This is a genomic window from Nonomuraea sp. NPDC049158 (assembly GCF_040648335.1).
Lineage (GTDB): Bacteria > Actinomycetota > Actinomycetes > Streptosporangiales > Streptosporangiaceae > Nonomuraea.
In genome coordinates this window covers 35,059-48,247 of record NZ_JBEZDM010000025.1, presented here as the reverse complement: position 1 = coordinate 48,247, position 13,189 = coordinate 35,059, and the positions used below count along the sequence as shown (strand labels likewise).

Annotated in this window: 11 protein-coding genes; 4 read left to right on the top strand and 7 right to left on the bottom strand. The window is 68.8% G+C overall.

Translation table 11 applies throughout. The annotated features are described in order from the left end of the window. Positions 1 to 117 precede the first annotated feature (117 nt). Both AB0B61_RS39255 and AB0B61_RS39250 read right to left on the bottom strand, forming a co-directional pair. Positions 118 to 807, bottom strand: a complete 690-nt coding sequence (locus tag AB0B61_RS39255; RefSeq protein ID WP_358443339.1) for a hypothetical protein — start codon at positions 805 to 807, stop codon at positions 118 to 120. Positions 808 to 1,386: 579 nt separating this feature from the next. Continuing rightward, a complete protein-coding gene (locus AB0B61_RS39250; RefSeq protein ID WP_358443337.1) occupies positions 1,387 to 1,761 on the bottom strand; it encodes an ester cyclase in 375 nt (124 codons plus the stop codon). Positions 1,762 to 1,869: 108 nt separating this feature from the next. On the opposite strand from AB0B61_RS39250, the gene AB0B61_RS39245 reads away from it, so the two are divergent. Next, positions 1,870 to 2,316: a MarR family transcriptional regulator gene (locus AB0B61_RS39245; protein ID WP_357648526.1), complete on the top strand. Its 447-nt coding sequence runs from the start codon at positions 1,870 to 1,872 to the stop codon at positions 2,314 to 2,316. 261 nt (positions 2,317 to 2,577) lie between these two features. Here the strand turns inward: AB0B61_RS39245 and AB0B61_RS39240 are convergent, their stop codons facing one another. Then, positions 2,578 to 3,984, bottom strand: a complete 1,407-nt coding sequence (locus tag AB0B61_RS39240) for a DNRLRE domain-containing protein (RefSeq protein WP_358443334.1) — start codon at positions 3,982 to 3,984, stop codon at positions 2,578 to 2,580. 265 nt (positions 3,985 to 4,249) lie between these two features. Next, on the bottom strand, positions 4,250 to 4,747 hold the full coding sequence (locus AB0B61_RS39235; RefSeq protein WP_358443332.1) for a carbonic anhydrase: 498 nt from the start codon (positions 4,745 to 4,747) through the stop codon (positions 4,250 to 4,252). Positions 4,748 to 4,900: 153 nt separating this feature from the next. Between AB0B61_RS39235 and AB0B61_RS39230 the strand changes: the two genes are divergently transcribed. Next, entirely contained in the window at positions 4,901 to 5,212 is a 312-nt protein-coding gene (locus AB0B61_RS39230) for a hypothetical protein (protein WP_357940319.1), read from the top strand. Between the two features lie 36 nt (positions 5,213 to 5,248). Here the strand turns inward: AB0B61_RS39230 and AB0B61_RS39225 are convergent, their stop codons facing one another. After that, the gene (locus AB0B61_RS39225; protein WP_358443329.1) at positions 5,249 to 5,812 is read right to left on the bottom strand and encodes a thioredoxin family protein; all 564 of its coding nucleotides are present in this window, start codon (positions 5,810 to 5,812) and stop codon (positions 5,249 to 5,251) included. A gap of 72 nt (positions 5,813 to 5,884) precedes the next feature. Between AB0B61_RS39225 and AB0B61_RS39220 the strand changes: the two genes are divergently transcribed. Then, the gene (locus tag AB0B61_RS39220; RefSeq protein ID WP_358443326.1) at positions 5,885 to 6,262 is read left to right on the top strand and encodes a VOC family protein; all 378 of its coding nucleotides are present in this window, start codon (positions 5,885 to 5,887) and stop codon (positions 6,260 to 6,262) included. Between the two features lie 108 nt (positions 6,263 to 6,370). On the opposite strand, the gene AB0B61_RS39215 is transcribed toward AB0B61_RS39220, so the two are convergent. Beyond that, positions 6,371 to 9,418 (bottom strand): glycoside hydrolase family 3 N-terminal domain-containing protein, encoded by a 3,048-nt coding sequence (locus tag AB0B61_RS39215; RefSeq protein ID WP_358443323.1) that lies wholly within the window; start codon positions 9,416 to 9,418, stop codon positions 6,371 to 6,373. 126 nt (positions 9,419 to 9,544) lie between these two features. Beyond that, positions 9,545 to 12,058, bottom strand: coding sequence for a DNA topoisomerase IV subunit A (locus AB0B61_RS39210; RefSeq protein WP_358443320.1), 2,514 nt, complete (start codon positions 12,056 to 12,058; stop codon positions 9,545 to 9,547). A 125-nt stretch (positions 12,059 to 12,183) separates the two neighbouring features. On the opposite strand from AB0B61_RS39210, the gene AB0B61_RS39205 reads away from it, so the two are divergent. Further along, the gene (locus tag AB0B61_RS39205) at positions 12,184 to 12,999 is read left to right on the top strand and encodes a TauD/TfdA family dioxygenase (RefSeq protein WP_357940329.1); all 816 of its coding nucleotides are present in this window, start codon (positions 12,184 to 12,186) and stop codon (positions 12,997 to 12,999) included. The last annotated feature ends 190 nt before the right edge of the window (positions 13,000 to 13,189 follow it).

The window sequence follows — 13,189 nt, the reverse complement described above, 5'->3', positions numbered from 1 at the left end:
CTGACCGTCCGATGTCGGCGTACGGATGAACATGCGATGCGGTGTACGGCAGAAGTGCAGATGCCTGTGCTGGTGCCGTGGATTTCAGGGCGCGCCGACGTACCAATGGCCGGAGCCTCATCCCCTTGAGCCGAAGGCCGCCCCGAAGATGTGCCAGACGATGAGGACGATGAGCCAGAGTGTGGCGCGTCTGCTCGGCGGAGGGCCGCTGCGCAGCAGGGCGATGCCCAGCGGCACGAACGCGACGCAGAGGCCGCCTGCGGCGATGATGGACTGCGGTTCGGTGCCTTTGAGCGTCCCGAGCGCGAGCGCCGACATCAGGCCGAGCGCGATCGAGCGGCCCAGCCCCAGGGCGCCGGAGCGGTAGGCGCCGATGGCCAGCACGACCCAGCCTAAGAAGGCTGGTCCAGACAGTGTCCTGAACGGATGCCAGGTCATATCCCGCCATGCCGTGTAATAGTCGCCGATGCCGTTGATCATTGATTGCAGGCCAAAGCTGTCGGTCAGGTGAAAGGCGAGGTGATCAGTGCCGAATTGGAAGGTTCGAGTGAACAGGCCGGTGATCACCAGACAGCCGCCCCATAGGCCCCATAGCGGGCTGGTGGCGGCGATCCTTTGCGCCAGCGTCATGACCGCCGGACACAGCAGGATGATTCCGCAGGCGAAGCAGGCGTAGGCGGCGGTGATGAGGGCGGGGTGCCGGGTGTAGGCGGCGAGTTGAGCAGGGAAGAAGAAGTGGAACTGGGAGCGCAGGAGAATCCCGGTCATGAGCAGGGCGGGGCCGCAGATCAGCGAGATGGCGCTCACCCATCGTCCCGGAAACGAGGGTTGGCTCCGGTTGGCCGTGGCGTTGGCTGCGCGCCGGTCCGCGTCAGCCCGCCGCCATCGTGCGATCCGTCGGCCAAGATCAACATTCATGGGGTTCCTGCCCAACCTGTCCGTGTCGGTGCGTCTCGGCGTGGTGTGCCGAGTGCATCAGCATGGTGACGGGCCGTGTGGTGGGGACGCGTCGCGCTCAGGTCGCATCTTCGTGGGCATGCACGAGCCGGCGGTACAACCCCGGACTGATGCGGAAGTCCGACCGTGGGCAGATGCCGGGTGATCTGGCGAGGCGGTAACTTCTCGGCTTACCTATGCACGTATATCCGTCGACCTCTGTAGTGACGGGTGTACGCCGACATCCGACCGTCACCCGATCAGGCTGCGCTGGGGTCGGGCTGGGGGCGCAGGCAGGAGTGGTGCCGGGAACTGGACCGGGACCGGGACCGAGGCCAGGACTGGGGCCAGGGTCGGGGGCGGGGCTGGGGCGCAGGCGGGATCCGGGGCGCGGGGCCCGGGATGCGGGGTGCGGCCGGGGGCCGGGGGTCGAGGGGGTTCGGTCTGGCGTCAGATGGGGCGCAAGGTGCTGGTGTCCAGGACTGGCCACAGGTTGGTGATCTGGTTGTCCTTGAGTTCGAAGATGACGCAGGCCTTGATCTCCAGGGGCTGGTTTGTTGGTGGGACGCCGAAGAGGGTGCCGGTGTGGGTGCCGCTCAGAGTCCATCTGGTGGCAACTTTGTTGTCTTCTGCGATCATGTCCTGAACGTCGAAGTGCATGTCTGGGAGGGCTGAGCGGATGTGGGTGGAGATCTGCTTGACGCGTTCCGGGCCGGGTGGGTCGTTGGGGTCCGTGGAGAGGGTGCTGGCGATGATCTCGTCGGCTACGTCTAACCGGCCCTGGTTGAGCACCTCGTCGTACAGGCGCATGACGACGTCCTTCATCGGGATATCCTTCCGATTGACTAGTTGCTAGAGATGCTTATTTCTAGTTTTGCTAGATATTTGAAAAGCTAGAGAGTTTGGTGGGCGATGTCAAGACGTGCGACCTTGGTGACCGCGTTGCTCGAAGCGCTGCGCAAGACCAACGTGCTTTCGGTCTCGATGAGTCAGGCGGCCGCGGGGCGCATCGGCATCAACACCACCGATCTCCACTGCCTCAACCTGTTGAGTGAAGGGGCCCTGACGGCCAGCGAATTGGCGCGGCGGGCTGGGATCACCACCGCGTCCGTCACCGGGGTCATCGATCGGCTCGAATCGGTGGGGTACGTGCGGCGGGAGCGGGACGACGCCGATCGGCGGAAGGTCGTGGTGACGCTCGTGCTGGAGCGGGCGGCGGTGGATGTGGCGCCGGTGTTCACGCCGCTGATCAAGGCGTGGCGGGCTTCGTTGAGTGATTACAGCGATGAGCAGCTTGAGGTGATCACCGACTTCATGAACAAGACACAGGCCGTGTTCCAGGACGAGGTCGAGCAGATGCGCTCCGGCCCGTCGAGCTGACCCCGCCCTCGACTCCGGGCACACCGTGCCCGTCCGGGCACACTGAGCCCGCACGCGGACATGCTGGGCCCGCCCGCCGCCGCCCGGCGCGGTGGGCGCGGGCATGCTGGGCCCGTCCGGACACGCTGGGCCCCGTCCGGATGCTGAGCCCGTTCGGACGCCTTGTGCGTCCAGAAACTGGGCTCGCCCGGACGCGCCGAGCTAGTCCGGACATGCCGAAGGGGGCCGGGAGAGCCCGGCCCCCTTCGGGGTTTCAGACGGTTAGCGCCAGTAAATGACCGTCAAGGTCGGAGGCTTGACGCCCTCGTCCTTGTTCTCCGACGCGGCGAAGGCGCGCCAGTTGGTGGCCTCCGTCTCGTTGGCGCCCTTCAGCTGGACGCCGTAGTTGGCGGCGCCCGAGGCCCAGGCCTTGGCCATGGTGGTCACCGGCCACGCCAGGTAGCCGGCACCCCCGGCGCACGGTGCGGTCCAGGTGCGGCCGCGGCCCGCGCGGTTCGTCGCCTGGCCCTCCGTGGTGGTGGTGGGCTTGTTGTCCCAGTTCAGGTCGGTCTCGTCCCACGAGCTGGTGATCCGCTGGGCGGTGAGGCCGGAACCCACGCGGAGACCGCAGGCGTTCGTCTCCAGGTTCCACATCGCCATGTTGGCGAATATGACCCGCTTGCCGGTCAGCTTGTGAGTGTCGAACTTGATCAGGCTGCGCATGACGTCGCCGCCCTGGCCGTTCTCCCACGGCATCGTGCCCGCGATGATCATCGGGTCACCGGGGTGCGAGGCCCAGGAGGTGGCGACGTCGGTGTCCGTCACGCTCGGCAGCGTGATCACCGGGTCGACGGTCACCGGGTACACGCGCGACGGGTCCGCCAGGAACTTGGCGTCCGGCTTGAGCACGAGAACCTTGGTGCCGTTCTGCGTCTCGACCGTGGTGTCGATCTTCGAGAGCGAGTCGCCGCGAGGCTTGCCGTGGCCCTTCGAGTCCCACATGACCGGCTGCGGCCCGGCGGCGACCACCTGGTCACCGGCCGTACTGGTCAGGAGAAGGCGGCCGTCTGCCGACTCGGACAGATCGACGCCTTCCGTCTGTACGGGAATGCGGAGCTCCAGCGGACCGGAGGGCTTCTCGCGCAGAACGACGTCGTGACGGAATCCCGTCGGCAGAACAGTGATGACGAGGTCGGCCCCCGGGCCCGCCGCGTCGGTGAAGGTGGCGACGTTCGCCTTGACGACCGGCTTGGGCAGCGCGGTCGGCCACTTGAGCGAGAACACGCGGCCGTTGTCGTCGGTCATCTTCGCCAGCGTGCCCTCGCCGCCGTTGGAGACCTCGACCTGGGCGCGTGAGGCACGCGGCTTCAGTACCGCGCCGTCGGCGACGAGTGAGGTGTCGATGGGCACCCACTGGCCGTTCTGCTGCACCTGGGACGGGCCCGAGGTGATGGTCGCGGTGAAGCTGCCGTCGGGGTTGGCGACGGTGGTGCTGGACTCGTCCGACAGGCTCGGCACGGGTACGGGCTGGCCGTCGGCGGCGGCCTGGGCCGACGCGACGTCCTCGGCGCTCCGGCCGGTGGCGGCCAGAGCGGCGGAAGCCGGGATGGCCGTGGCCGCGGTGAGCACGGTCACGGCGCTGAGTCCGAGGGCCAGGCGGCCCATGGAACGGTTGAGAGACTTACGCAAAATCAACGTCCTAACGATCGATGGGTGTGGAGCAGCGCGCGAATGCGCTGACTTCAGGGCGTCGGGCGGGGGACTGGCCCCCGGCGACGATCACCGATCGTTAGGCGGCACCGGATTGCTGGTTGACATGACATCCCCGTTCTTTCGCGGCGACAAGATCGCCGACGGGTCACAGGAATATCACAGGTAACAGCACGGCAAAGTGAGAGACCGCTCTGGTGCGACATTTCTCACAAAGCGCAGAGTTATCCGGTTGAACAGAGAGTCAGATCAGGTCGACCGGCAGCAGTTCGCCCGTGTGCACGTCGTAGATCGCGCCGCCCACCGGCAGTCCCGGCGGCAGGAAGGGCGAGGAGCGGATCCGCATGAGGTCGTGGCGCAGGGCCGCGTTCTGGTCGGGGACGGTGTGGAACTCCAGGCTGCGGGTGTCGACGCCGTGCCGCTGGGTGAGCTCGTGCACGTCGGCGTCGGTGACCTTGGACATGCCGCAGTCGGTGTGGGGCATCACCAGGACGCGTTCTACGCCGAGCAGGTAGACGGCCAGGACGAGGGTGCGCAGGACGTCGTCCGTCACGCGCGCGCCCGCGTTCCGCAGGATCTTGGCGTCGCCCGCCTCCAGGCCCAGGAGGCCAAGGGGGTCGATGCGGGAGTCCATGCAGGTCACCACGCCGAGACCGCGAGCGGCCCGGCCGGTCAGTTCGGAATTCCGGAATCTGGCGGCATATTTCGCATTGGCGGAAATCAGGTCATCGAACTGGCTCATGTGACAGATGATCCCTCACATCCGTTTCGTGGTGGTTTCCGGGGTGGCGACACGGCTGAAGTTGCCCAAGGTCCCACGCACGACACTCACTTTGCGTGATGATGTCGTAGCCCAACGTATGAACAGTTCCGTGTGTGACCGAAGAAGGTTGTCGTGAGTAGGTCCGAATCGCTCGCCGCGTACCTGCGTACCCATGCCTGGCGCCGCCTCGACCGTGTGGAGACCCGAGACGACGGCCTCAACGCGAGGTGCGCGCTGGCGCTCCTCGACGCGGCCGCCTACGCGGGCGGCCTGCCCGACGACGACCCGCTCATCGTGCTGCTCGACCAGGCAGGCTGCTTCGGGCCGCTGGGCTGTGACGACTTCGACCCCGGAGAGGCCGGCTTCCGGCTGATCCGGGGCTGGCAGGGCGAGCCCCACGAACTCCTGCTCGCCCTGCCGGCCGCCATCGCCACCTCCGCCTGACGTCCCGTCGTCACCTCCGCCGACGTCCGGCAGTGGTCAGGCGGGTGCGTTGCCCGGCTTCCACTTGATGCCGCAGCCGAGTGACGGGTTCTGCTCCTCGCTCACCGGGTCGCCCGTCAGCAGGGCGTCGATCGCCGCGCGCAGCGAGGAGCCCGTCACCGGTACGGAGTTGCCGGGCCGGGCATCGTCGAACTCGCCGCGGTAGGCCAGCCGGAACGAGGCGTCGTACAGGAAGAAGTCGGGCGTGCACGCCGCCCGATACGCCTTGGCGGTCTCCTGCGTCTCGTCGAGCAGGTAGGGGAACGGGAAGCCCGCCCGCGCCGCCTGCTCGGCCAGGTGTGTCGGGTCGTCGTCGGGGTAGTTCACGCTGTCGTTGCTGCAGATGGCGACCATCGACAGTCTGGGCCCGTAGTCGGTGGCCAGGGCGCTGAGGCCGTGCTCGATGCGCCGCACGTAGGGGCAGTGGTTCGACAGGAACGCCACGAGGATGGCGGGCGAATCCTTGAGATCCGCGAGCGAGACGCTGCCGCCGTGGATCGCGGTCAGATGGAAATCGGGCGCTGGAGAGCCGAGTGGGACCATGAACGAGTTGGCAGCCATGGCATCCATTGTCGCTGTTGGCCCCGACGAAACCGTCGGTGGCCATCGGCATGACAGTCGCGGAGGTAAGTAATGAACGGCATCGCGGAGTTCCGGACCACGGTCCTCGATTGTGCCCATCCGATGGAGCTGGCTCAGTTCTATTCGCGGTTGCTGGGCTGGCCCGTCCTGGAGGGGTCCGACGAGGAGTGGGCCGTTGTCACCAATGGAGGCCCGCCCGCGCGGGTGGCCTTCCAGGCCGTCGACGACTATCGGCCGCCGGTCTGGCCCGGTGCGGAGCATCCCCAGCAGATGCACATCGACGTGACGGTCGGCGACATGGACAAGGCCGAGGCCCAGGTGCTGGAGATCGGTGCCACCAAGCACGAGCACCAGCCGAGCGAGGACGACTCCTTCCGCGTCTTCCTCGACCCGGCCGGCCACACGTTCTGCCTCTGCAGGGACGTCTGACAGACCGCCTCCGCGGGGACGCCTGACAGACGAGCGGACCGGCTTCTGGCGTGCTGGCGCCAGAAGCCGGTCCCCGCGTCAGCGGACTGCTTGCGTTAACTGCTTGCGTCAGCGGGCCGCCTGTGTCAGCAGTTCCACCGCCTTGTGTACGTTGCCGGCCGCCAGCTCGTGGTCGGCCGACGCCTGCAGGTCGGGCCGTCTGCCGGTGGCCTGGGCGACGTCCCTGGCCACCGAGACGACGGCGTCGTCCTGCGCGTACGCGTCCGTCTTCGAACGGTCGAGCAGCGCCGCCGCCGTGCCGATCGCCCCCAGCACGAGGCGGGTGTCCCGCACGGAGCCGTCGGCGTTCCAGTTGTTGCCCAGCAGCGCCACCAGCAGCGCCGCCGAAGCCGCCTTGGAAGCTCCGTCGCCGCCGGCGAGCCGGTCGTAGGCCGCCTTGAGCCGGTCGCGGGCCCGGTCGGTACGCAGTCCCCAGCCGTACGGATAAAGCGGGTCATAGGCCGCGTCGCCTACGTTGATCGGCACCTGCTCCGCCGTACGGAACCAGGTGAAGGGCAGCCGCCCCGTGTACGGCACGGCCCCGAACAGCGGGTCGGTCACGCCGGCGCCCTCGGTGCCCGGCAGCCACGACGCCACCAGCGCCTTGACCTTGGACAGATCGCCCAGCAGCAGCGGTCGGCCGGAGACGACCAGAACGGCGCACTTCATCGCCCCGCACACCCGGTCGATCGCGGCCCGGTCGGCGGCCGACAGGTCGAGCGTGTGCCCGTTGACGCCCACGTCGCCCTGGCCTTCGGCGTACGGCTTCTCGCCCACCACCACGACACCCACGTCATGCCCGGTCAGCGGCGCGGAGGCGTCGGCCGAGTAGGTGACGGAGGCCGCCCGGCCGCGGATGGCCGACAGGATCGTGGTGCCCTGCGTGATGGGCCCGGACGAGCCCTGCCAGGTGATCGTCCAGCCGCCGCTCTGGTTTCCGAGGTCGTCGGCGTTGGATCCGGCGACGTACACCTTGGCGTCGCGGCGCAGCGGCAGCAGCCGGTTCTCGTTCTTCAGCAGCACCTGCGACTTCGCGGCGGCCGTGCGGGCCACCGCGCGGTGGGCGGCCGAGCCGACGTCGCCGATGCCGGAGCGGTCGGCGTACGGGTGCTCGAACAGGCCGAGCCGGAACTTCTGCGTCAGGATCCTGGAGACCGCGTCGTCGATCCGCGCCATGGGCACCCCTCCGGCCGCGATCTCGGCCTTGAGCGTGCTCGTGAACAGCGGATACGCGTACGGCACCATGATCATGTCCAGCCCGGCGTTGATCGAGGTACGCACGTCGCTCGGATAGTCGCCGGGGATCTGGTCGATGGCCTGCCAGTCGCTGATCACGAAGCCCTTGAAGCCGAGCCGGCCCTTGAGCACGTCGGTGATCAGCTCCTTGTGCGCGTGCATCTTGAGCGGCCCCTGGCCGAAGTCGACGCTGGAGAACGACGGCATGACGCTGCCCACGCCGCGCTTGACCGCCTCGGCGAAGGGCGCCAGGTGGGTGGCCGCCAGCTGTTCCCTGGTGAGCTGGGTGACGCCTTGGTCGATCTTGTAGTCGCCGGTCGAGGAGCCGTACGTGGTGCCGCCGTCGCCGACGTAGTGCTTGGCCGTGGCCAGTACACCGTTGTCCTGCAGGCCGTCGATGATCGTGGTCAGCCGCGAGACCAGCGCCGGGTCCTCGCCGAACGACTCGTAGGCGCGTCCCCACCGGTCGTCCCGCGACACGCACAGGCACGGCGCGAAGTCCCACGGAATGCCCGTGGCCTTGACCTCCTTCGCCGTGACCTCGCCCGCCTGCTCGACCAGGTCGGCGTCGCGGGTGGCGCCGAGGCCGACGTTGTGCGGGAAGATCGTCGCACCGACCACGTTGTTGTGCCCGTGAACCGCGTCGACGCCGTAGATCAGCGGAATCTGCAGCCGCGTCTGCTGGGCGCGCAGCTGGAAGCCGTCGATCATGTCGGCCCACGCCTTCGGCGTATTGGTCGGCGGGGTGGAGCCGCCGCCCGACAGCAGCGAGCCGAGCAGGTAGGTGGCGATGTCGTTCTGCGCGCCGAGCGCGCCGCGTTCGGCCTGCGTCATCTGGCCGATCTTCTCCTCGGTGCTCATCCGGCCGAGCAGGTCGGCGACCCGCTGCTTGATGGGCTTACGAGCGTCGAGGTACGGCAGGCCGTGCGCGTTGATCACGATGGCCGGAGTCTCGGCCGGGGGCCTGGTGCCCGTGCCGGACAGCTCGATCGGGATGGTCTCGGCGACCTCGGCCGCGCCGTCGGCCAGCGTCTTGACCGTGAATGCCTTGGCCGAGCCAGAGGCGGTGCCCGCGGGGAAGGTCAGCGTGCCCTCGACCGGCGTGTAGTCCTGGCCGGGTGTGGCCGTGCCGGTCCCGGTGCGGTAGCCGACGGCCAGGTCGGCGGGGAGCGGGCCGCCGGTGGCGGTGGTGACCGAGACGCGTACCTCGGCCGTGCCCTTCTCGTTCACCGGGTAGACCGGCTTGTCCGTGGCCAGGCGTACCGGCCGGGGCGGGGCGGTGCCGTAGACCTGCACGTCGTCCCAGAACAGCGTGCCGGAGGCGGCCGGGAGCCGCATCGAGTAGCCCCACATGGCGACCAGGTCGAGCTGCCCGTCGGTGGGGGCGCCGCCCGGCTGGTAGTCGGCGCGGCGGGTGAAGCCGGCGAACGGCACCTGCACCTGCCGCCAACCGGCCGCATCATCGGTGAAGGACGATTCGAACAGCTCGGCGCTGCCCGCTCCGCCGCCGCCATCCTTGATCTCGAAGAACACCTTCTGCCCGGATCCGGTGCCCTTGACCCAGAAGGAGAACCCTTCGTAGGCGGACCAGTCCTGGGCGGTCGTCAGATCATGGGACCAGCCGCCCCACTGGCTCACGTTGTAGACCGCTTTGAGCACCCGATTGGTCGCCGGGGCGCCGGGCCGGGTCGCGTCGGGCTCGACGGTCAGGGCCGGGGTCGAGGCGGTGTCGTTGCCCCAGGCGGAGACGCCCGCGGGCAGGGTCGCTGACTCGAAGTCGGTGACGGTCAGCGGTTCGGCGGCGGCCTGGGCCGCAGGCGCGGTGACCAGCGCGGCTACCAGGGCCACCGCCGCCCAAAGCGGGGTCCTTAATCGGAACATGGATCCTCCCAAGAAGGCAGAGAGCGCTCTCTCCTAGAGGGGATCGTGTCACGGGAGCGATTTATAACAACCCCCGTCAACCTGTGTGATGCCGCCCGGCTGTCCGCAGGCCGGGCGGCCCGCACGCTAGAACAGCGGCGCTTCGTCTTCCGGCTGAGCGGGTTCGGCCGAGTCGTCGGCCGGGCCCGCCGCCAGGGCGCCGCCGACGGCGCCGATGGTGTTGGTGAGGCGGACGCCCGAGCCGTCGCGGCGCCCGATCTCGTCCGGCAGCGGCACCGGCTTGCCCACCGAGGACACCGCCTTGGCCGGCGCGGGCCCCACCCAGGCCAGCAGCAGCACGTCTTCGCCCTTGAGGAAGCGCTGGGCCCGGACTCCGCCGGTGGCCCGCCCCTTGGCGGGGAACTCCGCGTAGTCCGACACCTTGCCGCCCCCGACCTGGGTCCCCGGCAGGGCGGTGGACGAGCCCGCCACCGTCACCACCTGGGACGGACGGGACGGATCGACCACGCCGAACCAGACCACCCGGGCCGCGTCGTCGAGCCGGATGCCCGCCATGCCGCCCGCCGGACGTCCCTGCGGGCGTACCTGCGAGGCCGGGAAGCGCAGCAGCTGCGCGTCGGAGGAGACGAAGACCAGGTCGTGGTCCTCGGATTCGAGCTCCACGGCGCCCACCACGGTGTCGCCCTCCTTGAGGGTGATCACCTCGAAGTCGTCGCGGTTGGCCGGATAGTCGGGCACCACCCGCTTGACCACGCCCTGCGCGGTGCCGACGGCCAGCCCGGGCCCGTCGGGGTCGAGCGAGCCGAGCCCGACGACCGTCTCGTCCGGTTCGAGCGCGACGAACTCGGAGACGGGATGGCCGCCCGACAGCGACGGCGGGTTGGCGGAGGGCGGCAGCGTGGGCAGATCGACCACCGCGACCCGGATCAGCCGGCCCGCCGACGTCACCACGCCGACCTCGCCTCTGGCGGAGGTGCGGACCACGGAGACCAGCACGTCGTGCGCGGATCGCTCGTCACCGCCCGACAGCGGCGAGGCGTCGGAGGTGCGGGCCAGCAGCCCGGTGGACGAGAGCATCGCCAGGCACGGGTCGTCGGCCACCTGCAGGTCCACCGCCGCCGCGCGGGCCACGCCCGACGCCTCCAGCAGGACCGTGCGGCGCGGCGTGCCGTATTTCTTGGCCACGTCGGCCAGCTCGCCCGAGACCACCTGGCGCAGGCGGGCGTCGGACGACAGGATCCCGGTCAGCTCGGCGATCTCGTCGGAGAGCGTCTGCTTCTCGCGGTCGAGCTCCAGCTTGTCGAAGCGGGTCAGGCGGCGCAGCGGCGTGTCGAGGATGTAGGCGGCCTGGATGTCGCTCAGGTCGAAGACCTCCATCAACCGCGCGCGCGCCTGCGCCGAGTCGTCGGAGGTGCGGATGACCTGGATGACCTCGTCGATGTTGAGCAGCGCGATGATGAGGCCGTCGACCAGGTGCAGGCGCTCCTCGCGCTTGCGGCGGCGGAACTCCGAGCGGCGGCGTACGACCTCGAGCCGGTGCTCCACGTAGACGCGCAGCAGCTCACGCAGGCCCAGCGTGCGCGGCTCGCCGTCGACGAGCGCCACGTTGTTGATGCCGAAGGTCTCCTCCATCGGCGTCAGCCGGTAGAGCTCCTCCAGCACGGCCTCGGGGATGAAGCCGTTCTTGATCTCGATGACCAGGTGCAGGCCCTTGTGCCGGTCGGTGAGGTCCTTGAGGTCGGCGATGCCCTGCAGCTTCTTGCTGGTGACCAGCTCTTTGATCTTGGCGACGACCCGCTCGGGGCCGACGTTGTAGGGCAGCTCGGTGACGACGAGGCCCTTGCGGCGCGGCGTGATCTGGTCGACCCTGCACTTGGCCCGCATGCGGAAGGTGCCGCGGCCGCTCTCGTAGGCGTCGCGAATGCCCTGCAGGCCGATGATCGAGCCGCCCGTGGGCAGGTCGGGGCCGGGCACGAAACGCATGAGCTCGTCGAGCCCCGCGTCGGGCTTCTTGATCAGGTGACGGGCGGCGGCCACGATCTCGGCGAGGTTGTGCGGCGCCATATTGGTGGCCATGCCGACCGCGATGCCGGTCGTGCCGTTGACCAGCAGGTTGGGGAACGCCGACGGCATGACCGTGGGCTCGGTCTCCTGCCCGTCGTAGTTGGGCTTGAAGTCGACCGTGTCCTCGTCGAGCGACTCGACCATCAGCATGGCCGCCGGGGCCAGCCTGGCCTCGGTGTAACGCATGGCGGCCGGCGAGTCGTCGGGGGAGCCGAAGTTGCCGTGGCCGTCGGCCAGGGGCAGGCGCATCGAGAACGGCTGCGCCAGCCGGACGAGGGCGTCGTAGATCGCGCCGTCGCCGTGCGGGTGGAGCTTGCCCATCACGTCGCCGACCACCCGCGAGCACTTGACGTGGCCGCGTTCGGGACGCAGGCCCATCTCGCTCATCGAATAGAGGATGCGCCGCTGCACGGGCTTGAGACCGTCGCGCGCGTCGGGCAGCGCGCGCTGGTAGATCACCGAGTAGGCGTACTCGAGATAGCTTGCGCGCATTTCCGAGGAGACGTCGATGTCGACGATCCGCTCCTCGAAGTCCTCGGGTGGGGGTGCAGTCGTACGTCGGGCCATGTCGAACATTGTGCCGAAGAAAGTTGAGTGCCCGCGACGCATCGGCCGCGCCGGTCCGGAAGAGTGTGCTTGACCAAGCAATTGCTTGGGGCTTACGTTCGGAAATAAGCGGCAGACTCGCTTCCGGAGGCGTCATGATCGAATTCCATCCCGTGACCAAGCACATCGGCGCCGAGGTGACAGGCGTGGACCTGCGCAAGCCGCTGTCCCAGGAACAGGTGGAGACCCTGCGGGCCGGTTGGCTCAAGTACCTCGTGCTGTTCTTCCGGGACGCGGAAATCGACGACGAGCAGCACCTGCAGTTCGCCCTGAACTTCGGCACGCTCAACCACCCGGCCTTCAAGAAGGACAGCGCCAGCCCGATCCACGTACTCGACCAGACCGACCCCAAGGGGGAGGGCGGCGACGAGTGGCACAGCGACAACACCTTCGAGCCGACGCCGCCGATGGGATCACTGCTGCGCTGCGTCCAGCTGCCGAGCGTGGGCGGCGACACGTGCTGGGCCAACACCTACCTCGCCTACGAGACGCTCTCGCCGCCGCTGCAGCGGCTCTGCGACGAGCTCACGGCGGTGCACGACATCACGATGTCGATGAAGAAGGCCATCTCCAAGGGGCATCCGTTCGACCTGGCGGAGGTCCAGGCGAAATGGCCGCCGCTCGAACGTCCCGTCGTACGCGTACACCCGGAGACCGGCCGCAAGGCGCTGTTCGTCAACCGGGCGTCCACGACCCGGCTGGTGGGGCTGTCCGATCGGGAGAACGAGGCGCTGCTGCCTATGCTGATCGACCACATACGGTCGCCGGAGTATCAGCTGCGGCTCCGCTGGCGTCCGGGCACACTGGCGTTCTGGGACAACCGGCCCACCCAGCACTATGCGGTCGCCGACTACACGGAGCGCCGGCGCATGCACCGCGTGACTATCAACGCCTTCCCGGAACACCAATAGACCCTCCTGTTCTGTTACGGCGCAGCCACTCCACCCGCCACCCGCCGCCCGTGGCTGGGGGCTTCAGGGAAATGGGCGCTGAACTCGGCGGGTGATCGCTGCGGACAAACTCCTTCCATTCGTTACGGCACAACCGCCCCCAGGTCACCACCCGACAGACCACCGGCCGAACCACTGGCCGCCACCGGCC